The sequence below is a fragment of the Actinomadura madurae genome, from assembly GCF_047130825.1.
In the GTDB taxonomy this organism is placed as follows: Bacteria; Actinomycetota; Actinomycetes; order Streptosporangiales; family Streptosporangiaceae; genus Spirillospora; species Spirillospora madurae.
Genome location: NZ_CP083237.1, coordinates 8,108,970 through 8,130,144, shown reverse-complemented (window position 1 = coordinate 8,130,144; position 21,175 = coordinate 8,108,970). Strand labels below are relative to the sequence as shown.

The following is a 21,175-nucleotide window of genomic DNA, read 5'->3' as shown; positions in this document are numbered from 1 at the left end:
CTCGCGTGTTCTCGGCTCGGCATGTCCGGCGTGGGGTCTCAGTACGCGGTCGCGGTCTGCCGGCCCTTGGGTTTCAGGACCGGGGTCTCAGTCTTGGACGAGATGACTTCGAGCACGACCGGGCCGCCGGTGTGGTCGGCGGCGGCCTTCGTCGCGGCCTCCGCGAACTGGTCCGGCGTCGTGCACCGGTGCGCGAGGGTGCCCATGGCGACGGCTGCGGCGGCGAAGTCCACGTCCGTGAAGTCCTGCGAGATGGGCTCGCTGCCCGGGTACCGCTGCGCGGCCGAGTGCCGCGTCCAGGCGAGCACCGAGTTGTTCAGCACCGTCGCCACGACCGGGAGGCGCAATCGGGCGAGCGTCTCCAGCTCCGACTGGGAGTAGGCCCACCCGCCGTCCCCGGCGACGCAGTACACCCGCGCGGCGGAGCCGGCGTCCCGCAGCGCCAGCGCGCTGCCGATCGCCGCCGGCAGGCCCCAGCCGAGCCCGGCCAGGCCGCGCGGGGCCACGAAGGCCCGGCCGGCCCGGGGGGCGCGCCAGTGCGCGGCGCCCCAGCCGGAGGACAGGCTGGCGTCGGTGACCAGGACGTCGTCCGGGCCCATGACCGCGCTGAGGGTCCGCATCACCGCCTGCGGCTTCACGGCGCCGTCCCCGTCCACGCCGTCCCCGGGGGTTCCCCGCCACCACTCCTCGGCCAGCCGGCGGACCCGTTCCAGGTCCCAGTCCCCGGGGCCGCGCTCCGGCAGGGCGTCGGCGAGCGCCCGGGCGCCGAGCTTGGCGTCGCACTCCAGCCCGAGGCTCTGCGGGAAGTTCCGCCCGATCTCCGTCGCGTCCAGGTCGAGGTGGACGATCGGTGTCCCCGGCGGCGGCAGCGTCCAGTTCAAGGTGGCGCCCTGGGCGGCCTTGGTCCCGATGAACACCACGCAGTCGGCCTCGGCCAGCAGCTCGTTCACCAGCGGCAGCCCGAAGGTCCCCGCGGGGCCGACGGCCAGCGGATGGTGCTCGGAGAGCACGCCCTTGCCGTTCAGCGTCGTGGCCACGAGCGCTCCCAGGCGCTCGGCCAGCCGCCGGACCTCGTCGCCGGCTCCGGCGCTCAGCGCCCCGCCTCCGGCGAGCAGCAGCGGCTTGCGGCTGTGGCGCAGCAGTTCCACGGCGCCCTCCACCGCGGCGGGATCGGGGCTCGTGCGCGACTGCGGGTAGACGGTGCTCAGCGGGGTGACGGCTGAAGACCCGTGCGGAGGCTCCGGGTAGTCCGCGGAGAACACGTCGTCGGGGATCTCCAGGACGACCGGGCCGGGCCGCCCCGACGTCGCGATCCGCAGCGCCGCGGCCAGCAGCCCGTCGAGGTTCTCGGGCAGCTCGACCCGGCCGTAGTACTTCACGCACGGTTCGAGGTACGAGCGCTGCTCGAAGCCCTGGGAGGCGGACCCGAACCGGCGCCGGGTCTCCCAGTGCCGCGGGATGTCGGCGATGATCGCCAGCATCGGGACGGAGCTGGTGTAGGCCTCCAGGAGGCCGGACACCAGGTTGCTGACGCCGGGCCCCACGGTCGCGTCGCACACGCCGACCCTCCCGGACATCCGCGCGTACGCGTCGGCGGCGAACGCGGCGCTGCGCTCGTCCCGCATCAGTGTGTGACTGATCACGCCGTGCTGCCCGGCGATCCCGTGGTAGAGCGGCGTCGTCTGCCCGCCCGGGACGCCGAAGACGCGCCGTACCCCGGCGTTGACCAGTAGCGCGGCGAGGCGCTCACCTACATGCACGGCATGCTCCTGGAAGAGTTATTCACATCATGGTTACGGTGACCTTAATCTGAACATAGGGAGCTGAGTAGGGTGTGGTCAACCCTCATGAACACGTCGACCACGATGTGGTGATCGGCGGGAGGGGCCAGCGCGCAGTGGTGAAAGGTGCCGCGATGTCGATGGATCCGGGGAAGATCGGGACGATCAAGGTTCTCGACAAGGCCGCGGCGATCCTGCAGGTACTCCGGGAACGCGAGCGGGTCACCCCGGCCGATCTGGTCGAGACCGTCGGGGAGAGCCGGACGACCGTCGTGCGGATCTGCGAGACCCTCGTCCGCCACGGGCTGCTGGAACGCGAGGACTCGTCGCGCGTCAGCTACCGCCTGGGCCTGACGCTCCTGGAACTGGGCGCGCTGACCCGGCAGCGGCTCAGCATCCGCGACGTCGCCCACCCCGTCCTGGTCGAGCTGTCGGCGAAGACCGGCGACTCGACCAACCTCGTGGTGCAGCGGGACGACGCGGCCGTCTGCCTCATCCGGGTCGTCGGCTCCTACCCCGTGGTCAGCCAGGCCCTCTACGAGGGGGGCCGGCTCCCCTACGACCGGGGCGGATCCAGCCTCGCGCTGCTCGCGTTCGGCGACGCGGAGCTCCAGGAGTCCGTGCTGGCGCGGCTCGAGCCGGACCGGCGGCCGGCGCTGCGGGACAGGCTCCAGGAGATCCGCGAGACCGGCTACTGCGTCAGCCGGGGCGAGTTCCTGCCGGAGACCGGCGCGGTCGGGGCCCCCGTCTTCGGCGTGCACGGCGACCACGCGATCGCCGGCGTCAGCGTCAGCGGCGTGGTCGGCCGGCTGGCCGACGACCGCCTGCCGGAGCTGACGGCCGCGGTCATGGCCGCCGGCGAGAGCATCAGCCGCGGCCTGGCCTACAGCGGCCCGTACCCCCGGCCAGCCTGACACCACCCCGACATCCACCCCGATCCCGCCGGCGCCCGCGCCCTGACACCACCGACGTCGCCGGACCGGCGGCGCGGACACGTCCCGCCTCTCCTTCGCCGCGCATCTCCTTCGCCGCGTCTCCCTGGCGTCGGCATGCCGTCGTGGCCGCGTCCGGCTTCCCGTCACCAGCGCTTCTCCGCACGCCATCGCGCATTTCCGGTGCGCCGGGCCATTGACAGGCGTCGTCCGACTCGCGCATAGTGTCCGCACACATCGTGGTTAGCGTAACCACAATGTGGTGAATGGACGCTCCGGGGGGACGCCCCGGCGCGAACCACGGGAGGCGTGATGAAGAAACGCAGCCGGATGGCCGCCGTCCTCTGCGCGGTGCTCTCCTCTGCCGCCTGCGGCCTGGTGGGGGCCGGGTCCTCCGGGTCGGACGGAGCGGACTACCCGTCCAAGGAGGTGCGCATCCTCGTGCCGTTCGCCGCCGGCGGCACCACCGACCTGCTGGTCAGGACCATCGCCAAGGGCATGGAGAAGCGGCTGGACAAGCCGGTCGTGGTGGAGAACAAGCCCGGCGCCGGCGGCGGGAACGCCTACAACGAGGTCCTGCGCGGCGAACCCGACGGCTACACGCTGTGCGACCTGAGCCTGCCCTTCGCGGTCATCAGCTCGACCCGGCAGAACGTCGGGTACACGATGGACAAGTTCCAGCCCATCGGCGTCACGTACCGCGGGCCGAACGTCGTGGTCGTCCCGACCGGCTCCCGGTACCAGAGCGCGAAGGACCTCTTCGACGCGGCGCGTGCCGAGCCCGGTGACGTCGAGATCGCGACGGCGGGGGCGACCGTGTCCGCGCACATCGAGATCGAGCGCATGCAGCGCGAGTACAAGGTGCCGATCAAACCGGTGCCGTTCGAGGGCGTGGCGCCCGCCCTGACCGCGCTGCTCGGCAAGAACGTGGACGCCGGGATCGTCGACGCCAGCAAGGAGACGCTGCGGCGGATCTCCGCGGGCGAGCTCCGCGCGCTGGCGGTCACCTCGCCCGAGCGCGCGCCCTACCTTCCCGACGTCCCCACGTTCAAGGAACTCGGGTACACCAACCTCACGCTCAGCGTCAGCATCGACGGCCTCGCCGGCCCGAAGGGCATGCCGGCCGCGGTGACGCGCAAGCTCCAGACGGCGCTGCAGGAGACCCTGCGGGATCCCGAAGTGATCAAGACGATCGGGGAGAACTACGTGCCCAAGGAGTTCGTCGGGCCCGAACCGTTCGCCAAGACGATCAGCGATCTCCAGCAGACCTACAGCCAGGTCTTCAAGCGCTGACGGGGAGGCCCGCATGCGGCAGCTACTGCAGTTCGTCGGCCGGAGGGCCGCCGCCCTGGCGGCCCTCGCCGCGGGATCCCTCGGCATGGCCGGCTCCATGGCCGTGGAGTTCGGATCCCCGAACGACCCGGGAACGGGCATGTGGCCGCTCATCGTGAGCTGCCTGACCGTCCTCGGCTCGCTGGTCCTCCTGGTGCGTCCGGGCTCCGAGGACCACGAACCGTTCACCGGCGGGACGCGGGCCGTCGCGTCGGCCACCGCGGGCATGGTCGGCTACGCGGTGCTCTTCCCGCACACCGGGTTCACGCTGCCGGCGTTCCTGCTGCTGGCGTTCTGGATCCGGGTGCTCGGCAAGGAGCCGTGGCGGCTCACGCTCGCCGTGTCCGCGGCCTCCTCGACCGCCTTCTTCTGCCTGTTCTCGCAGGTCCTGAACGTCCCGCTGCCCCGGGACCTCATCTGGGGAATCTGAGGAACACCGCGCATGGGTCTTCTCGACGGCCTGGCCGTCGCACTCCAGCCGACGAACCTGCTGTTCGTCTTCATCGGCGTGTTCGCCGGGATGGTCATCGGCGTCCTGCCGGGGCTCGGCCCGGTGGCGACGATGTCCCTCCTCCTCCCGCTGACCTTCGCGATGGGCCCCGAGTCGGCGATCATCATGCTGGCCGGCATCTACTACGGCTCCATGTACGGCGGGACGATCACCTCCGTGCTGCTGCGGCTGCCCGGCGAGGCCGCGTCGATCGTCACCACGTTCGACGGCTACCAGATGGCGCGGCAGGGCAGGGCGGGGCCGGCGCTCGGCATCGCGGCGGTCGGCTCGTTCCTCGGCGGCACGGTCTCGGTGGTCGGCCTGACGCTGGTGTCCGGCCTGCTCGCCAAGGCCGCGCTGTCCATCGGGCCGCCCGAGTACGCGGCGCTGACCGTGCTCGGCATGGCGATGGTCGCGTTCCTCGGGACGAGGTCGTTCAGCAAGAGCCTGGTCATGGTCGGGATCGGCCTGCTGATCGCCACCGTGGGGCAGGACCCCATCACCGGGGAGGCGCGCCTGACCTTCGGCTTCAGCCAGATACTCAACGGGATCGACCTGGTCGCCGTGGCCATGGGCCTGTTCGGCATCGGCGAGATGCTCTACAACCTGGAGAACCAGACGGCGGCGCCGGCCGCGCTGCCCGCGGTCTCCCGCGCCTGGCCGTCCCGGCGCGACTGGCGGCAGGCGCGCGGCTCGGTGCTGCGCGGCGGGGTGATCGGCTTCTTCATCGGCATCATCCCCGGCGGCGGGGGCGTGATCTCCTCGCTGGTCTCCTACGCGGTCGAGAAGCGCCGGGCCAAGGATCCGGGACGGTTCGGCCACGGCGCCATCGAGGGCGTCGCCGGGCCGGAGACGGCCAACAACGCCTCCTCCACCACGGCGTTCATCCCGCTCCTCACGCTCGGCCTCCCGTCCAACGTGGTGATGGCGGTGATCTTCGGGGCCCTGCTGATGCAGGACGTCACGCCGGGGCCGCAGCTCATCAACGACCACCCGCAGGTCTTCTGGGGGGTGATCGCCTCGATGTACGTCGGCAACCTCATGCTGCTGGTGCTGAACGTGCCGCTCGTCGGGATGTTCATCCGGCTGCTCCGGCTGCGGTTCACGCTGCTCGCCCCGCTGACCGTCACGGTGATCATGCTCGGCGTCTACACGATCAACAGCAGCACCTTCGACGTGTGGGTGGCGCTCGTCTGCGGGATCATCGGCTACCTGATGCGCAAGGCCGGTTTCGACCCGGGGCCGCTGGTGCTCGCGCTGGCCCTCGGCGCCATCCTGGAGCGCTCGTTCCGCCAGTCGCTGCTCATCTCCAACGGCGACTTCGCCATCTTCGCGACCCGCCCGGTCTCGGCCGTCATCCTCCTCGTCACGCTCGCGCTGCTGGTCAGCCCCCTGATCGGCGGGCTGCGGCGGGGGTCGGAGAAGCGCGGAGACCCAGAGCCGACCCTCTCGGAGAAGAACCGATGACCTCCCAGGCAGATGGTGCGGACGAGTGCGACCTCGTCATCACCGGCGCGCTCATCGTGACGGCCGACGAGGCCGGCACGGTGCTGCCCGGCAGCGTCGCGGTCAAGGACGGCCGCATCGCCGGCCTCGGTCCCGACGGCACGATAGCCGCCCGGTACCGGGCGGGCCGCGCGATCCGCGCCGACGGCGCCGTCCTGCATCCGGGCTTCGTCGACGCGCACATGCACATCAACCAGTACGCCGCCCGCTCGGCCCTTCCCGCACTCGAACGCGCCGGGAAGACGATGGGCCACTGGAAGGCGCGGATCACCACCGCCGACGAGGTGGCCAGCGCCCGCCTGGCCGTTCTCGACCTGCTCCGCTCCGGCCATACCGGCTTCGTCGACCCGGGAACCGTCTACGAGCCGGACGCCGTCGCCGAGACGGCGTCGCAGGCCGGCGTCCGGGCCTGGCTGACCGACCCCTACGTCGCCGACCGGGGCCACGACCTCGCCGCGTCCCACCCCGAGCTGTTCGGCGGGGGCTTCCTCCGGAGATGGCCGCGCACCACCGACGAGGCCATGGCCCGCGTGGGCGGCCAGCTCTTCCGGAACCGGGATGACGGGCTCGTCCAGGGCTTCGTCGGGCTGTACGGGGAGGCGAGCGACTCCCCCGAGCTGTACCGGTACGCCGCAGAGGTCGCCCGGGACAACGGCGTCACCGTCCAGGAGCATCTCGGGTACACGCAGTCGCGGTACATCGCGGAGGAGAAGCGGTACGGACGTACCCCTGTCCAGCGGCTCGCCGACGCCGGCCTGCTCGGCGAGCACACCTCGTTCGTCCACATGAACCGGGTCACCGCCGCGGACGCCGACCTGCTGGTCCGCGCGGGGGCATCGCTCGTGTGGTGCCCGTACGGGCAGATGCAGGCGCTCTCCCGGCCGGACGCCGAGCCGCGGATGCCCGAACTGTGGCGCCGCGGGACCCCGGTCGGCATCGGCAGCGACATCGCGCGCGCCGGCGGCCTCGACGCGCTCGGGACCCTGGCGGTCTCGGCGTCGACCATGGCGGGCGACGCCGTCCGGCCCGCCGAGGTGCTCCGGATGCGAGGCGCCGGCGCGGCCCGCACGGTCGGCGCCCGCGGCCTCGGCGAGATCCGGCCCGGCCACCGCGCCGACCTCGTCCTGCGGTGGCCGGCCGCCTCCGAGGCCCTGGGGGCCGACGCCGCACTGGAGACGGGCGTCCTCGGCGCGTGCGGATCGGTCCGCACCGTGATCGTCGACGGCGCGGTCGTCTTCGAGGACGGCCGGCCCACGCGGTTCGACGCGGCCGACGCCGTGCGGCACGCCCGCACCTCCGTGCGCCGCCTGCTGGAGAGCATCGGATGACGCGGCGGGTCCGGTCAGGCCGCCCGCTCTCAGCCGGGGAGCGTGCTCAGCTCGCCGCCGTGGACGGCGACGACGGTCCCATTGATGTAGCTGCTGCGGTCGTCGATCAGGAACAGGACGACGTTGGCGACCTCCTCGGGCTCCCCGATGCGGCCGCGGACGTTGGTGCGCGCACCGAGCGCGTCGATGTTCTCGCCGAGCATCTGCTCGGTGCCGTCGGTGCGCGTCGGGCCGGGCGAGACGCCGTTGACCCGGACCCCGCCGGCACCGAACTCGGTGGCCCAGGAGCGGGTCAGCAGCTCGGTCGCCGCCTTCGACGCGCCGTAGGCGGTGCCGACCGGGGCGACCGCGGTGCCCGCGGTCGAGGTGACGTTGACGATCTGGCCGTACCCGCGCTTGGCCATCGCGGGCGCCAGGGCCCCGACCAGGAGGAACGGGGCGCGGGTGTTGATGGCGACGTGGCGGTCGAAGGCGGCCGCGCTCGTGCCGGGCGTGCTGGTGAACTCGTAGACGCCGGCGTTGTTGACCAGGATGTCCACCTCGCCCGCCTCCGCGGCCAGCTTGGCGACCTCGCCGGGGTCGGCGAGGTCGGCGGACACGAAGCGCGCTGTGCCGCCCCGCCCGGTGATCTCGGCCACCACCTCGGCTCCCCGCCGGGCATCGCGGCCGTGGACGACGACCGCGGCGCCGCGCTCGGCGAGCTGGACGGCGACGGAGCGGCCGATCCCGGCGGTCGCGCCGGTCACGAGGGCGGTACGGCCCGCAAGTTCAGTGCTGGTGGACATCGGAGACCCCTTTCTGGGTTGAACCACCCAATTTGTACCACGATTTTTGGGTGATTCAATCCAGTTCGGTATCCTGGGGCCCGTGACTGAGAGCACGGCGACCGGGAGCACGGCCAAGCCCCACCGGCTGACCCGCAAGGGACGGGCGACCCGGGACCGCATCCTGCGGGCGGCGACGGACCTCATCGCCCAGCACGGGGTCGCCGGCACGGCCACCGAGGACGTCCGCCGGGCCGCCGGGGTCAGCGGCTCGCAGCTGTACCACTACTTCGACAGCAAGCAGGCCCTCGTCCGGGCGGTCATCACCCGCCAGGCCGACGCGCCGCCGGTGCCCGGCCAGCCGATCATGGGGTCGCTCGACAGCTTCGAGGCCCTGCGGGCCTGGGCGGACGCGGCCATCGAGCGCCAGGAGCAGAACGGCGGCCGCGGAGAATGCACGCTCGGGTCGCTCGCCGGGGAGTTGAGCGCCACCGACCAGGGGACGCTGGACGACCTCAGCAAGGGATTTCTGCGATGGCAAGGGCTGCTCCACGAAGGGCTCGCCGCCATGAAGGAACGAGGAGAGCTCCGCGCGGACGCCGACCTCGACGAGCTCTCCCTCTCCCTGCTCACGGCCCTGCAAGGCGGCAACATCCTCAGCCAGACGTTGGGCAACGCCGCGCCGCTCCGGGCGTCGATGAACGCCGCCCTGAGCCACATCCGCGCCTACCTGACCCCCGCATAGGCCCTGGCCCCCGCATAGGCCCCTCGCCCCCGCATAGGCCCCTCGCCCCCGCGTAAGACCACGTGGGACCACGCCGCGTGCCCGTCAGAGGAACAGGTACGGGAGCGGGTCCGGGCCGCCCCGTACCCGGCGAACGGGGCGGCCGGCACGGCCTTCAGCGGCCGACGAAGACCGGCGGGCGTTTCTCCAAGATCGCGCGGGCGCCCTCCTTCGCGTCGGCGGAGCCGGCGCACAGGTCGAGCAGGCGCTCGGCCCGGCACCGGTGCGCCGGCCGATCGGGGCTGGTCACGGCGGCGATGGCCGCCTTGGCCGCACGGACGGAGAGCGGCGCGTTCGCCGCGATGGACTCGGCGACGGAGGCCGTGACGGCATCGAGGTCGCCGTCGGCGGCGAGGCGCGTCACGAGGCCCATCCGGTGCGCTTCGGCGCCGTCGACGCGCCGTGCGGTGTACAGGAGATCGGCGGCGGCCGACGGGCCCACCGCGGCGACCAGGGCCTTGACCTCGGGCATGGGGTACCCGATGCCGACCCGCGCCGCCGGGATGCCGAACACGCTGTCGGGTGCGGCGATGCGGACGTCGGCGTGCAGGGCGACGGCGGCCCCCGCGCCGAGGCAGTGGCCGCGGATCATGGCGATGACCGGACGGTCGAATCCGTCCAGGCCGCGGAACAGCTCGGCGGCGGCGTCCGGTGCGTCCCCTCCGCCGCCCGGCATGCCTCTGAGGTCGGCGCCCGCGCTGAACGTGGCGCCGTGCCCGGACACGATGAGCACCCGGACGTCGAGGTCGGCGGCGAGACGGTCCAGCGCGGCGGCGGCGTCGAGCATCATCCGCGGCGTCAGCGCGTTGCGCCTGCGCGGATTGGCGAAGACGAGGCGCGCGAGGCCGCCGGACACATCGACCTGGATCCGGGCCTCCTCGGCACCGTCCCGACGGCCGGCGACACCGCCCGGCGCGCCCGGTTCGCCGGCGCGGTCCCCGCTCCGCGGCGCGGCGGTCATCCCGCGGCCTTCCCGGCGATGCTCGGCTCCGCCGGGGCGAGCCCGAGGACCCCGTCGGCGGCGAGCCGCTCGATCCGGTGCTCCTCGTAGCCGAGCTCGCGCAGCAGCCGGGCCGTGTCCGCGCCGAGCGCCGGCGCGCGGCGGGTCGCGCGGGGCGCCCCGTCGGACACGATGGGCGTGTTCACGATGGTGGGGTGGCCGAAGCGCTCCTCGTCGTGCGGGAACATCTCCCGGGCGGCGTAGTGCGGGTCGTCGATCAGGGCGTCGATCGTGTTGACCGGTCCGCACGGCACGCCGGCGTCGCGCAGGCGGTCCATCCACACGTCGCGGGGGGCGGAGCCGAACCGCACCTGGAGGAGCCGGGCGAGCTCCTCGCGGTGGACGAACCGCTCGTACTCGGTGGCGAACCGCGGATCCGAGACGAGGTCGAGGTCGAGGACGCGGCACAGCTCCGGCCACGCGCGGTCCACCGCGCCGATGACGAGGGTCCGCCCGTCGCCGCAGGCGAACGCCTGGTACGGCGCGGCAAGCCGGTGCGCGGTGCCGAGAGGGCCGGGCGGGACGGACGTCCCGAGGTAGTCGGCGACCTCCCAGACGGACCAGGAGGCCACGGCGTCGGCCAGCGAGACGTCGATGTGGGCGCCGCCCCCTCCGCCGCGGACCCGCTGCAGGGCGGCGAGGATCCCGATCGCTCCCCACATCCCGGTCCCGATGTCGGAGACGGGGTAGCCGGCCTTGGCCAGCTCGCCGTCCGCCGACCCGGTGACGCTCATCAGCCCGCCGTAGGCCTGGGCGATCAGGTCGATGCCCTTGGCGTCGCGCATCGGGCCGTACTGGCCGAAGCCGGAGATCGAGCAGTAGACCAGGTTCGGGCAGTCGTGTTTGAGGTCGTCGTAGCCCAGTCCCTGCAGGGCCAGCGCTCCCACCCGGAAGTTCTCGACGAGGATGTCGCTCCCGGCCGCGAGCCGGCGCACGATCGCCTGCCCCTCGGGACGCTTGATGTCGACGGCCAGGCTGCCCTTGCCCCGGTGGACGAGGTCGAACGGGATCGGTCTGCGCCGCGGACCGACGACGCGGCGGCGCATGCCGTCCCCCGCGACCGGCTCGACCTTGATCACCTCGGCGCCGAGGTCGGCGAGGATCGTCGTGCAGTACGGGCCGGCGAGCGCGCCGGTGATCTCCAGGACGCGGACGCCGGCGAGGAAGCTCGACTGCGGCGGGTCACCTTCGCGCGATGGGTTCGACACAATCACCCTCGGTTCTCAAAGCGGATCAGCGGACCGTAATACGGTACGCTAGGCAGGAGAGGTCGCCCACGTCAACCGGCGGCCGGCACCCCCGCCATGACGGGCACAGCCGTTCAGAACAACATGTCCAGGGCCGGTGTGCGCCCCACCGGCGATGAGTGGCATGCTGGACCGGAGTGCGAACCAGGAGGAGCACATGCGCAGTGTCAAGACCGCCTTCCAGGTCCTGGACGCGGTCGCCGACCACCAGCCGGTGGGCCTCAGCGAGCTGGCCCGGCGGCTGGGGCTCCCGAAGGCGACGGCCCAGCGCAGCCTGGCCGTCCTCGCCGAGGTCGGCTGGATCAAGCAGGACGGTCAGGACATCACCCGCTGGGTGCTCAGCGACCGCGCCCGGATCGTCGCGCAGCGGGTGGGCGACCACGCGCGGCTGCGCGACGCCGCGCTGCCCAGCCTCGCCCGCCTCCACGCCGACACGCTGGAGACCATCCACCTCACCGTGCCGGACGACCAGGACGTCGTCCTGGTCGAGCGGCTCGACAGCCCCCACCCGGTCCGGGCCGTGCGGCCGATCGGCACCCGGCTGCCGCTGCACGCCTCGTCCACCGGCAAGGTCATCCTCGCCCACATGCCGGAGGAGGAGATCCGCGCGTACCTCGCGCAGAACCTCTCCTCGCCCGCCCGCCACACCAAGACCGACCCCGAGGCGCTCCTCGTGGAACTCAAGCGCGTCCGCGAGTGCGGCTACGCCGTGGCGGAGGAGGAGGCGGCCGACGGCATCGCCTCGGTGGCCGGGGCGATCCGGCCGGACGGGCAGCGGGCCGTGGCGGCGATGAGCGTCTCCGGGCCGGTGTCGCGGATCCGGCCGGACATCTACCAGTTCTACGGGGAGAAGGTGAAGGCCGCCGCCGAGACGGTCAGCAGGGAACTGGCCTCCTGGTGATCCCCGCCTCCCGGTGACCCCGGCGGTGCTCCCGGCGGTGCTCCCGGTCAGGGCTCTCAGGCCCTAGCCGGAGAACGCGCGCGGCTCGGCCAGCGACGGATCGACGAGCGTCTTGACGCTTCCCCCTCCCCTCTCGGCCATCGACGTGAGCGCGGCCTCGACCGCGGCCAGCGGCTGGACGCGCGGGGCGACGTCGGCCCAGCCGGCGGCGCGGCTCCCGAGCAGTTCGAGCGCGCGGGGAAGGTCCACCCGACGGACGTGGGCCATCGACCCGAGCAGGTCGATCTCCTGGACGGCCAGCCGGGTCACGTCGACCGGCGGCGGTTCCTTCTGCAGCCCTGCCACGACGATCCGGCCGCCAGGCCGCACCAGCGCCGTCGCGGCCGCGAGCGGTTCCGGCGCACCGGTCATCTCGTACACGACGTCCCAGGGGCCGCCGGGGGCGAGGCGCTCGACGAGCGGCCCGCCGTCGTGGTGCACGGTCTCGACCTCGCCGAAGCCGCCCACGACGGCCAGCCGGCCCGCGTCCCGGTCGCAGACGGTGACCCCGGCACCGGCGGCGAGCGCCGCCCACGTGGCGAACGTCCCGATGCCGCCGGCCCCCAGGATCAGCGCCGACTCGCCCGCACGCGGCCGCCCCCTGCTGACGGCGTGCCGGGCGATCGCCATGGGCTGCGCCAGCGCGGCCGTGTCGCCCTGGACGCCGTACCTGCCGGTCTCCTCGCAGACGGCAGCGGGCACGACCGTGTACTCGGCGAGCCCGCCGTCGCGGTGGACCCCGGCGGTCCAGTACTCCTCGCACAGGTTGGTCGTGCCGCGCCGGCACGGGGCGCACCCGCCGCAGGCGGCCCCCGCGCCGCTTGCGACGAGGTCGCCGGTGCGCAGCCCGGTGACCTCCGGCCCCGTCTCCACGACGCGCCCGGCGAACTCGTGGCCCAGCACGACCGGCCATCGCGCCCGCTCACGGCCCGGGATGATCACCGGGCCGGCCCGGTGCAGGGCCGCGTCGGTGCCGCAGATCCCCGCACCGGTGACCTTCAGCAGCACCTCCCCCGCGCCGGGGGACGGCCGCGCGATGGTCTCCAGCCGGGCGTCCCGCGCGCCGTGCAGCCGCAGCGCCCGCATCGTCGTGCTCACTTCCAGAATCCCCCCGCGGGGCTGACCCCGTGCTTGGCGCACAGCTCCTTCAGCAGCCCCGGGACCATGTGCACCCCGTGCCGCGCGCAGAGCCTCGTCACCGACTCCATGTCGGCGGCCCCCGAGTCGGTAAGGTCGCTGAGGGCCCGCATGTAGGTCTCGAACCCCCGGCCCGGAGTGGTGATCTCCAGCATCTGGGCCGGCTCGTCGGTGGCGTTCCACAGCGTGTGGACCTTGCCGGCCGGACGGTGGATGTAGCCGCCGGCGCCGATCTCGAACTCCTCGCCGTCGACCCAGAACCCGAGCGTGCCCCGGACGACGTAGGTCGCCTGGTGCTCCTTCTCGTGGGAGTGCGGCGCGACGATCAGCCCGGGAGGCACGATCTGGTCCATCACGTTGAGCGAGCCGTCCGTCCAGTCCGAGGCGCCGATGACGACGGTGACGGCCCCGACGCTGAGGCTCGTCCCGGTGTCGATCGACGCCACGTGCGGGACGTCGGGGTCGCCGTGCGAGTCGGGCATGGATTCACCTTTCCTTGCAGGGAGGCGCCGCTGGGCCGGCGCCCGGCGGCGGGCGTCAGCGCCCGGCGGCGATGGGGACCTCGCACCCGGAACGCTCCAGGACGGCGTCACGGGACTCCAGGACGGAGGCCGCGAGCTCGCGCGGGTCGACGTCCAGCAGCCGGCCCGCCCACTTGCGGGGCTCGCCGGCCACGAGCACGCCGGTGATGTTGCGCGGGTCGGTGCCCAGCACCAGTGTGCCGACGGCGTCGTTGAGCGGCATGTTGTTCACCGCCATGGCGTCGACGATCAGCAGGTCGGCCTGCTTGCCGGGGGTCAGCGAACCGGTGCGCGCCGCGACCCCGTTGGCCTTCGCCCCGGCCACCGTGGCGTATCCGAGGACCTCCCGCGCGGTGAGCATCGGCGGCGCGCCCTCGTCGCCCGCGTACCGGTCGCGCTGCGACAGCATGCGCTGGGCGTTCAGGACGGCCTGCATCTGGCTGAACATGTCCGACGGCAGCGAGCACTCGACGTCCACGCTGAGCGCCGGCGCCACCCCGTGCTCCAGCGCCTCCAGGACCGGCGCGACACCGGCCTCGCAGCCGAGCAGCGAGTCCGACGTCGGGGCGATCACGACCGGGCAGCCGGCGTCGGCCAGCACCCGCCAGGCGTCCCCGTCCAGGCTGGTGCAGTGGATCCAGGTGACGTCCGGGCCGAGCAGGCCGGTGGCGGCGATCTCCGCGATGTGCTCCGACGCCAGCGGACCGAACACGGCGTCCACCGTCACGCCGATGCCGAGGTCGCGGGCCGACTCCAGCGAGTCCGCGCTGAGCGCCAGCTCGCCGGTGACCATCGGAGCGATCTTGGCGCCGACGCCCATGCGCAGCGTCACCAGCGCGTCGTCGGAGGACAGCTCCTTCGCGCGCAGCCGGGTGAGGTCCGCGAGCCACCGGCCGTCCCGCTCCCCCGCCAGGGTCGGGCAGTTGGCGATCACCGCCCGCGCGCCCGAGTCCCGCCACGCCTGGACGGCCGCGTCCGAGTGGGCCGGGGTCCTCGGGTTGTGGAAGAAGTCGAGCACGGTCGTCACGCCGGCGTCGAGCGCGCCGGCCGCGGCCAGCCGGGTGCCCGCGTAGACGTCGTGCGGCGTGTAGGCCGGCGCGATGCCGAAGTGCATGAGCTCCAGGTAGTAGGCCAGGTCGGCGTCCGGCAGCCAGCGGCGGAACTGGGTCTGCCAGCAGTGCCGGTGGGCGTCCTGGAACCCCGGCGCCAGGATGTGGCCGCTCGCGTCGATCACGACGGTGTCCGGACCCGCCGCGCCCGACAGGTCCGGGCCGATCTGCGCGATCGTGGAACCGGAGACGAGCAGGTCGCCGGTCGGCAGGTCGCCGATCCCGGGATCCATGGAGACGATGCTCGCCCCCCGCAGCAGGATGCCGCGGGTCGAGGCGCCGCGGTCCCGGATCGCCTTCAGCCCCTGAGCATCAGATGGCGTGAACATGGTTGGTTTCCCCTGTCAGTGGAAGACCTGGAGGTCCCGGCGGTCGATGATCGGGGTGCGCAGCACACCGATGTGCTCGACCTCGACCTCCACGACGTCGCCGTCGTTGAGGAAGCGCGGCGGGTCCATGCTCGCCCCGACCCCGGAGGGGGTGCCGGTGGCGATGACGTCGCCGGGCAGGAGCGACACGGTGTCGCTGATGTAGGCGATGATCTCGGGCAGGCCGTGGATCATGTCGCCGGTGGAGGCGTCCTGGACGACCTCGCCGTTCACCCGGGTCCGCAGGCGGAGGTCGCGGTGGTCCGGCAGCTCGTCCGCGGTCACGAGGACCGGGCCGATGGGGCCGCTGCGGTCGGCGTTCTTGCCGAGGGTGAACTGCATCGTCTCGGTCTGCTTGCGCCGGGCGCTGAGGTCGTTGAACGCGGTGTACCCGAGGACGTGGTCCAGCGCGCCGGCCGCGCCGACGGCGAAGCCCGGGCGGGCGATGACCGCCGCGAGCTCGACCTCCCAGTCCAGGCCCGGCTCGTTGGGCGGGACCGGGACGGGGGCCCCGTCGACGACCAGGGTGCTCTCCCAGCGGCCGAAGATCATGGGGTGCTCGGGCAGGTCGATCCCGCCCGTCCGTTTGGCCTCGTCGCCGTGCGCGAGGTAGTTGATGCCCACGCAGAACACCCGTGCGGTCTCCGGGACGAACGGCACCACGTCCAGCTCCGCCAGGGGGAGGCGGTCCGTGCCGCCCGCCTGCCCCAGCGCCACGTCCGGCTTGGCGTAGAAGTCGGCCGTGGTGGCCAGCGGCTCCACCGACTCGCCGTCCAGACGGCCGATGTGCCGGACGCCGTCGCTCTTGTAGCCGATCAGTCGCACGCGGGAATCCCTTCGTTTCTTGATTACCGGATATCGCTGACCGTGCTTTTCACGGAAAGACCTGCACCTGGGCGTCCGCCGGAATGAAGTCGTTGTCGACGGCGCTGCCGTACTCGCGGAACAGCTCGTAGACGATCTCGCGGGTGATCTTGCCGTCGGTCATCTCGAAGCAGTGCACGACCCGGGCGTTCAGCCGCGTCCCCGGGGGGTACGGCAGGTTCGGCATCTCCTCGCCGACGATGGTGACCTCGCCGACCTGGTCGTCGAACACGATGTTCTCGGTGGCGAACCGGCGCAGCGTGGTGAGCTTGTGGTAGCGGACGGTGCGGAAGATCCCCAGGTAGGCCTCCTTGACGTCGGCCGGATCGGTGTAGATCATCCCGCGCGCCGGTGCCTCCCAGACGATGCCGGGCCCGTAGAGCTCCAGCGCCTTGTCGATCGTCTCCGGGGTCTCGTTGTGGAAGTGCGCCTCCACCACTTTGAGATTCCGCGCGATGACCTCTTCCCGGGTCAGTGCGCTGTCCGGGAGTTCTGTCGTCTCCGCAGAGGGCATGGCTCATCCCTTCTTTTTGATGAATGTTCTTTGACGACCCGCTTTTCGATGACCGCTCAGAGTCCGACGGTCACGGTCTTGCTCCGGGTGTAGGCCGCGATCGCCGCCTCGCTGGAGCATTCGGCGCCGATCCCGCTCTGCTTGAACCCGCCGTACGTCATGCCCGCCAGCTGGCCGAGCCCACGGTTGACCTGCACCCATCCGCTGTCGATCGCGTGCGCCGTCCTGAGCGCCAGGCCGGTGTCGCGGCACCACACGTAGGCGGCGAGGCCGTAGTGGCTGTCATTGGCCATGGCGACCACGTCGTCCCACTCGCGCCACGGGATCACCACCAGGACCGGCCCGAAGACCTCTTCCCTGGCGACCCGCCACGACGGGTCGACGTCGGTCAGGATGACCGGGGACATGAAGTAGCCCTTGGTGCCGTCGGCGGCCTCGGGCTCGCGTCCGAGGCGCAGCGTCGCGCCGTCCCCGACCGCCTCGATCACGAACCGCCGCACTCGCTCGTACTGCCTGCCGTTGATCAGCGAGCCCATGTCGGTGGAGGCGTCGAAGGGGTCGCCCACCCGCAGCGCGCCGCCCAACTCGACCAGCTTCCGCACGAACGACTCGAAGACGTCCTCGTGGACGAACAGCCGTGACCCAGCGGTGCACGACTGGCCCTGCCGCCCGAACCGCATGCCCGCCATGACGCCCCGGGCCACGTCGACGGTGTCGGAGTCGGGGAAGACGATGGCGGGGTTCTTGCCGCCGAGTTCCAGCGAGACGGGCGTGACGCGCTCCGCCGCGGCGCGCATGACGTCCTTGCCGACCGCGGTCGAGCCGGTGAAGGTCAGCTTGTCCACGCCCGCGTGGTTCGCCAGCGCCGCACCGCAGTCCGGGCCGAAGCCCGTCAGCGCGTTGACGACCCCCGCCGGGACGTGCCGCTGGAAGATCTCGGCCACGTGCAGCGCGGCGAGCGGGGCGTCCTCGGCGGTCTTGAGGACGATCGTGTTCCCCGTGCACAGCGCCATGGAGATCTTCAGCGCCGCGAGCGCGACCGGGGTGTTCCACGGGATCACCGCGGCCACCACCCCGAGCGGCTCGCGCACGGTGTAGTTGAGCAGGTCGCCGCCGACCGGGGTGGTCGTCCCCTTGAGCTCCGCGGCCGTGCCGGCGAAGTAGCGGACGAACGACGCCGCGAGGCCCACCTCGGGGCGGGACTGGGTGCGCAGCGCGTTGCCGGTCTCCCGCGCGACCGTGGTCGCGATCTCCTCCGCCTCGGCCTCGATCGCGTCCGCGACGGCGACGAGGGCGCGGGACCGCTGTTCCGGGATCGTGCGCCGCCAGCCGGCGAACGCGGCGCGCGCGGCGGCGACGGCGGCGTCCACGTCGGCCGCGGCGCCGCGCGGCACCGACGCGACGAACCCGCCGGTGGCGGGGTCGAGCACGTCGAACGACTCCCCCGACGCGCCGCCGACCCAGTCGCCGCCGATCAGCATCAGGTGGTGGGATCCGCCGCCCGTCACCCCCGTGCGAGCGGCGCGGCCGTGCGTGTCGTCGATGTCGGTGTCGTCCACGGCTCCTCCAGAACGTTCGTGGCCGCCCTCGTCCCCCGGGACGGTCTCCGCCGGCAGCCCCGGCTCACCGCGTCAGAATGAACCAGTGAACCGCATAGCGAAACGGTACGTGCGTCGCCGACGTGCCGTCAACAGTCTGCCGCGACCCGGCACCGGCTCCCCTGCGATGACATGCCGGGACCCGTCCGCGAGGCCGCCGACGCGCCACCGGCTCTCTCCACAATCCACATCGGACGGGGTACGGTGACGAACCATCGATCCGCTTTGTGAACCCCTGATGGGTTCGGACGCCGATCCAGGGAGATACCCGTGCGAGAGACCGACCTCACGTCGCGCCCGGCCGGGACGGCCGGTTCCATCCGGAGGGAGACGGCGGCATGACCAGCCAGAAGATCGCGGTCCTCGGCGCGGGGGCGAACGGCGCGTCCATCGGCGCGGACCTGACCGAGGCCGGGCTCGACGTCGTGCTGATCGAGCAGTGGCCGGAACATGTCGAGGCGATGCGCAGGCGGGGCGTGCTCATCAAGGAGGCGGACCGTGCGCGCCGGGTGCCCGTCCGCACCCTGCACCTGTGCGAGGTCGCCACCCTGCGCGAGCGGTTCGACTACGTGCTCATGGCGATGAAGGCGTACGACTCCCGCTGGGCCGCGCAGCTGGTCGACCCCTACCTGCGGCCGGACGGCCTGCTCGTCGGCGTGCAGAACGGCATGACGGTGGACACGATCGCCGAGGTCGTCGGCCTGGCGCGGACGGTGGGCTGCGTCATCGAGGTCACGTCGAGCATGTTCGAACCGGGCGTCGTCGACCGGTACTCGCCGAGGGAGCGCTCCTGGTTCGCCGTGGGGAGCCTCAGCCCCGAGACCAAGGGGCGGGAGGAGGAGATCGCCGCGCTGCTGCGGCACTCCGGCGCCGTGGACGTCTTCGCCGACATCCGCGCGGCGAAGTGGATGAAGCTGGTGAGCAACGCGACGGCCCTGGTCACCACGGCCCTGCTCGGCCTGCCGCTGGCGGACGCGGCGGCGATCCCCGAGATGCGCTCGTTCATGATCGCCTCCGGCCAGGAGGCCCTCGACGCCACCGTCGGTCTCGGGAACCCGGTGCTCCCGATCTTCGGCATGTCCGAGGAGGCCCTCGGCCGTCCCGAGGCCCAGGTGGCGAACCTGCTCGACACGCTGCTGCGGGCCTTCGTCGTCGCCGGCGGGAAGACCACCGTCCTGCAGGACTGGATCAAGGGCCGGCGCAGCGAGGTCGACGACGTCAACGGGCTGGTCGCCTCGACCCACCGAGACCTCGGGAGCCGGGCGCCCGCCAACGAGGCGGTCGTCGAGGTGGCGCACCGTATCGAGCGGGGCGAGATCGAGCCGCGCGTGGAGAACCTCGGCCTGCTCCTCGAACTCGCCGGCCGCTGACCGCCGGGGCCCGCCCGGCGACTCCGCATCTCTTTCCAAATCTGGACCGACGATCCATAATACGGACCAGGCCGACCCTGCTTCGACCGAACCGGGAGAGATCATGACGGAGACGAAGGACGAGGCGACCCTGCCGATCCTGCCGAGCCTCGAAGCGGCGGGAAGGTCGATCCTCTTCTACGACGCGCGCACCCCGAAGGCGTTCCTGCCCCGGCCCGTCACGGAGGAGGAGCTCCGCCGCGTCTGGGACCTCGCCCGGTGGCCTCCGACGTCGATGAACAGCCAGCCGCTGCGGATCCTGTTCGTCCGGTCCGCCGCGGCGCGGAAGCGGCTCGTGACCCACATGTGGGCCCCGAACCGCGCGAAGGTGGAGGCCGCCCCGGTCACGGCCGTGCTGGCATGGGACACCCGCTTCCACGACCGGTGCACGGAGACGGCCCCCGACAAACCCGGCCTCCGCGAGATGTACGACTCCAACGAGCGGCTCCACCGGCTCACGGGCGAGTACAACGGCGCACTCCAGGCGGCCTACTTCCTGCTCGCGGTGCGGGCCACGGGACTGGGCGCGGGCCCGATGAGCGGGTTCGACGCGGAGAGCCTGGACGACGACTTCTTCCCGAACGGGCACCTGAAATCCCAGCTCGTCGTCAACATCGGGCATCCGGACCCCCGGTCCTACACGACCCGGCAGCTTCGCCTCGACGCCGACGACGTACTGCGCTGGATCTGACCGAGGACACCCCTGCCGCGGCCTGAACCGGCCTGGTTCAGGCCTCGCGGAGCCGGGTGCCGGGCCGCCGGCCGAGCAGCCGTGAGATGCCCAGGCCGCCGGCCACCAGCGACGGGAGCGCGGCCTGGTGCGTGACCGAGCCCGTCCGCAACACCACCGACATGGCCGCGACGACGTGGCCTTGGCCGTTGACGATCCGGGTGGCCACCGAGTCGGCCCCTTCGGTCAGCTCACCGCGGACGACGGCGGTTCCGGTCCGGCGGCACGCCGCGAGCTGGGCCCGCAGCTCCGCGGGATCCACCACGGTTTGCGGCGTGTAGCGGCGCAGCCCACCGCTCAGCACCTTGTCGATCAGCTCCGGGCCGCCGTGGGCGAGCAGCACCTTGCCCACGCCCGAGCAGTGCAGCGGCAGGCGCCCCCCGACCTGCGACACCAGCCCCAGCGCGTGCGGCGCGGAGAACCGCTCGATGATCACCGCCTCGTGCCCCTCCAGGACGGCCAGCTGCACATGCTGGTGCAGCGCGCTGTGCAGGTCCTCCATGAACGGCTGGGCCCTGGCCCGCAGCGACTCGGTCCGCGGCGCCAGGGTGCCCAGCTCCCACAGCCGCAGACCGATCGTGAACCGCCGGTCCTCCCCGCGCTCCAGCGCGCCCGCCTCGACCAGCTCCAGAGCCAGCCGGCGCGCGGTGGGATGCGGCATGCCGGTCGCCCGCACCAGATCGGCCAGGCTCAGGTCAGGACGGTCCGGACGGAAGGCGAAGAGGATGTCCAGCAGGCGGGAACTCACCGTCCTGCCGGGTTCACGCGTGCGCGGCATACCGGCTGAGACCTCCTGCACCGTCCAGGTGGGCAGAGCCGGA

General features: G+C 72.6%; 20 protein-coding genes. 9 read left to right on the top strand and 11 right to left on the bottom strand.

Annotated features, from left to right (window positions below; all coding sequences use genetic code 11):
• Positions 1-38: 38 nt before the first annotated feature.
• Positions 39-1,760, bottom strand: a complete 1,722-nt coding sequence (locus K8Z49_RS37710; protein ID WP_024935186.1) for a thiamine pyrophosphate-binding protein — start codon at positions 1,758-1,760, stop codon at positions 39-41.
• A gap of 155 nt (positions 1,761-1,915) precedes the next feature.
• On the opposite strand from K8Z49_RS37710, the gene K8Z49_RS37705 reads away from it, so the two are divergent.
• The 5 genes from K8Z49_RS37705 to K8Z49_RS37685 all read left to right on the top strand — a co-directional run bounded on the left by K8Z49_RS37705 (position 1,916) and on the right by K8Z49_RS37685 (position 7,369).
• Positions 1,916-2,695 (top strand): IclR family transcriptional regulator, encoded by a 780-nt coding sequence (locus K8Z49_RS37705; protein WP_111832083.1) that lies wholly within the window; start codon positions 1,916-1,918, stop codon positions 2,693-2,695.
• A 330-nt stretch (positions 2,696-3,025) separates the two neighbouring features.
• Positions 3,026-4,006, top strand: a complete 981-nt coding sequence (locus K8Z49_RS37700; protein WP_075024610.1) for a tripartite tricarboxylate transporter substrate binding protein — start codon at positions 3,026-3,028, stop codon at positions 4,004-4,006.
• A 13-nt stretch (positions 4,007-4,019) separates the two neighbouring features.
• Positions 4,020-4,475, top strand: coding sequence for a tripartite tricarboxylate transporter TctB family protein (locus tag K8Z49_RS37695; RefSeq protein ID WP_412516399.1), 456 nt, complete (start codon positions 4,020-4,022; stop codon positions 4,473-4,475).
• A gap of 12 nt (positions 4,476-4,487) precedes the next feature.
• Entirely contained in the window at positions 4,488-6,002 is a 1,515-nt protein-coding gene (locus K8Z49_RS37690) for a tripartite tricarboxylate transporter permease (protein ID WP_075024609.1), read from the top strand.
• Positions 5,999-7,369 (top strand): amidohydrolase family protein, encoded by a 1,371-nt coding sequence (locus K8Z49_RS37685; RefSeq protein WP_412516398.1) that lies wholly within the window; start codon positions 5,999-6,001, stop codon positions 7,367-7,369. The genes K8Z49_RS37690 and K8Z49_RS37685 overlap by 4 nt, the downstream gene beginning before the upstream one ends.
• A gap of 29 nt (positions 7,370-7,398) precedes the next feature.
• Here K8Z49_RS37685 and K8Z49_RS37680 read toward each other — a convergent pair whose 3' ends face one another.
• Complete coding sequence (locus K8Z49_RS37680) at positions 7,399-8,154, bottom strand: SDR family NAD(P)-dependent oxidoreductase (RefSeq protein ID WP_024935184.1); 756 nt, start codon at positions 8,152-8,154, stop codon at positions 7,399-7,401.
• 82 nt (positions 8,155-8,236) lie between these two features.
• Between K8Z49_RS37680 and K8Z49_RS37675 the strand changes: the two genes are divergently transcribed.
• Positions 8,237-8,878, top strand: coding sequence for a TetR/AcrR family transcriptional regulator (locus tag K8Z49_RS37675; protein WP_412516397.1), 642 nt, complete (start codon positions 8,237-8,239; stop codon positions 8,876-8,878).
• A gap of 154 nt (positions 8,879-9,032) precedes the next feature.
• On the opposite strand, the gene K8Z49_RS37670 is transcribed toward K8Z49_RS37675, so the two are convergent.
• Positions 9,033-9,878 carry an enoyl-CoA hydratase-related protein gene (locus tag K8Z49_RS37670; RefSeq protein ID WP_021596356.1) on the bottom strand — a complete coding sequence of 282 codons (846 nt, stop codon included), beginning with the start codon at positions 9,876-9,878 and terminating at the stop codon, positions 9,033-9,035.
• Positions 9,875-11,125: a CaiB/BaiF CoA transferase family protein gene (locus K8Z49_RS37665; RefSeq protein WP_412516396.1), complete on the bottom strand. Its 1,251-nt coding sequence runs from the start codon at positions 11,123-11,125 to the stop codon at positions 9,875-9,877. Before K8Z49_RS37665 ends, K8Z49_RS37670 begins: the two co-directional genes overlap by 4 nt.
• A 196-nt stretch (positions 11,126-11,321) precedes the next feature.
• Here K8Z49_RS37665 and K8Z49_RS37660 point away from each other — a divergent pair, with 196 nt between their 5' ends.
• On the top strand, positions 11,322-12,065 hold the full coding sequence (locus K8Z49_RS37660; protein ID WP_024935183.1) for an IclR family transcriptional regulator: 744 nt from the start codon (positions 11,322-11,324) through the stop codon (positions 12,063-12,065).
• A 63-nt stretch (positions 12,066-12,128) separates the two neighbouring features.
• Here K8Z49_RS37660 and K8Z49_RS37655 read toward each other — a convergent pair whose 3' ends face one another.
• The 6 genes from K8Z49_RS37655 to K8Z49_RS37630 are packed head-to-tail and all read right to left on the bottom strand — an operon-like array spanning position 12,129 to position 18,176.
• Positions 12,129-13,202, bottom strand: coding sequence for a zinc-dependent alcohol dehydrogenase (locus K8Z49_RS37655; protein WP_412516395.1), 1,074 nt, complete (start codon positions 13,200-13,202; stop codon positions 12,129-12,131).
• Positions 13,199-13,723 carry a cupin domain-containing protein gene (locus K8Z49_RS37650; RefSeq protein WP_412516394.1) on the bottom strand — a complete coding sequence of 175 codons (525 nt, stop codon included), beginning with the start codon at positions 13,721-13,723 and terminating at the stop codon, positions 13,199-13,201. The genes K8Z49_RS37655 and K8Z49_RS37650 overlap by 4 nt, the downstream gene beginning before the upstream one ends.
• Positions 13,724-13,778: 55 nt before the next feature.
• Positions 13,779-15,200, bottom strand: a complete 1,422-nt coding sequence (locus K8Z49_RS37645; RefSeq protein ID WP_021596351.1) for an amidohydrolase family protein — start codon at positions 15,198-15,200, stop codon at positions 13,779-13,781.
• Between the two features lie 15 nt (positions 15,201-15,215).
• Positions 15,216-16,064: a fumarylacetoacetate hydrolase family protein gene (locus K8Z49_RS37640; RefSeq protein WP_021596350.1), complete on the bottom strand. Its 849-nt coding sequence runs from the start codon at positions 16,062-16,064 to the stop codon at positions 15,216-15,218.
• Between the two features lie 49 nt (positions 16,065-16,113).
• Entirely contained in the window at positions 16,114-16,617 is a 504-nt protein-coding gene (locus tag K8Z49_RS37635; protein WP_021596349.1) for a nuclear transport factor 2 family protein, read from the bottom strand.
• A 56-nt stretch (positions 16,618-16,673) separates the two neighbouring features.
• The gene (locus tag K8Z49_RS37630; RefSeq protein WP_412516393.1) at positions 16,674-18,176 is read right to left on the bottom strand and encodes an aldehyde dehydrogenase family protein; all 1,503 of its coding nucleotides are present in this window, start codon (positions 18,174-18,176) and stop codon (positions 16,674-16,676) included.
• A gap of 377 nt (positions 18,177-18,553) precedes the next feature.
• Here K8Z49_RS37630 and K8Z49_RS37625 point away from each other — a divergent pair, with 377 nt between their 5' ends.
• Both K8Z49_RS37625 and K8Z49_RS37620 read left to right on the top strand, forming a co-directional pair.
• Positions 18,554-19,585, top strand: a complete 1,032-nt coding sequence (locus K8Z49_RS37625) for a ketopantoate reductase family protein (RefSeq protein WP_412516392.1) — start codon at positions 18,554-18,556, stop codon at positions 19,583-19,585.
• A 103-nt stretch (positions 19,586-19,688) separates the two neighbouring features.
• Entirely contained in the window at positions 19,689-20,315 is a 627-nt protein-coding gene (locus K8Z49_RS37620; protein ID WP_412516391.1) for a malonic semialdehyde reductase, read from the top strand.
• 37 nt (positions 20,316-20,352) lie between these two features.
• On the opposite strand, the gene K8Z49_RS37615 is transcribed toward K8Z49_RS37620, so the two are convergent.
• Positions 20,353-21,132, bottom strand: a complete 780-nt coding sequence (locus K8Z49_RS37615) for an IclR family transcriptional regulator (RefSeq protein WP_412516390.1) — start codon at positions 21,130-21,132, stop codon at positions 20,353-20,355.
• Positions 21,133-21,175: the final 43 nt, after the last annotated feature.

Excerpts from the sequence above, each read along its gene's own strand:
- K8Z49_RS37705 (WP_111832083.1), top strand. The coding sequence starts at position 1,916 with ATGTCGATGGATCCGGGGAAGATCGGGACGATCAAGGTTCTCGACAAG.
- K8Z49_RS37700 (WP_075024610.1), top strand. The coding sequence starts at position 3,026 with ATGAAGAAACGCAGCCGGATGGCCGCCGTCCTCTGCGCGGTGCTCTCC.
- K8Z49_RS37695 (WP_412516399.1), top strand. The coding sequence starts at position 4,020 with ATGCGGCAGCTACTGCAGTTCGTCGGCCGGAGGGCCGCCGCCCTGGCG.
- K8Z49_RS37690 (WP_075024609.1), top strand. The coding sequence starts at position 4,488 with ATGGGTCTTCTCGACGGCCTGGCCGTCGCACTCCAGCCGACGAACCTG.
- K8Z49_RS37685 (WP_412516398.1), top strand. The coding sequence starts at position 5,999 with ATGACCTCCCAGGCAGATGGTGCGGACGAGTGCGACCTCGTCATCACC.
- K8Z49_RS37680 (WP_024935184.1), bottom strand. The coding sequence starts at position 8,154 with ATGTCCACCAGCACTGAACTTGCGGGCCGTACCGCCCTCGTGACCGGC.
- K8Z49_RS37670 (WP_021596356.1), bottom strand. The coding sequence starts at position 9,878 with ATGACCGCCGCGCCGCGGAGCGGGGACCGCGCCGGCGAACCGGGCGCG.
- K8Z49_RS37660 (WP_024935183.1), top strand. The coding sequence starts at position 11,322 with ATGCGCAGTGTCAAGACCGCCTTCCAGGTCCTGGACGCGGTCGCCGAC.
- K8Z49_RS37650 (WP_412516394.1), bottom strand. The coding sequence starts at position 13,723 with ATGCCCGACTCGCACGGCGACCCCGACGTCCCGCACGTGGCGTCGATC.
- K8Z49_RS37645 (WP_021596351.1), bottom strand. The coding sequence starts at position 15,200 with ATGTTCACGCCATCTGATGCTCAGGGGCTGAAGGCGATCCGGGACCGC.
- K8Z49_RS37635 (WP_021596349.1), bottom strand. The coding sequence starts at position 16,617 with ATGCCCTCTGCGGAGACGACAGAACTCCCGGACAGCGCACTGACCCGG.
- K8Z49_RS37625 (WP_412516392.1), top strand. The coding sequence starts at position 18,554 with ATGACCAGCCAGAAGATCGCGGTCCTCGGCGCGGGGGCGAACGGCGCG.
- K8Z49_RS37620 (WP_412516391.1), top strand. The coding sequence starts at position 19,689 with ATGACGGAGACGAAGGACGAGGCGACCCTGCCGATCCTGCCGAGCCTC.
- K8Z49_RS37615 (WP_412516390.1), bottom strand. The coding sequence starts at position 21,132 with ATGCCGCGCACGCGTGAACCCGGCAGGACGGTGAGTTCCCGCCTGCTG.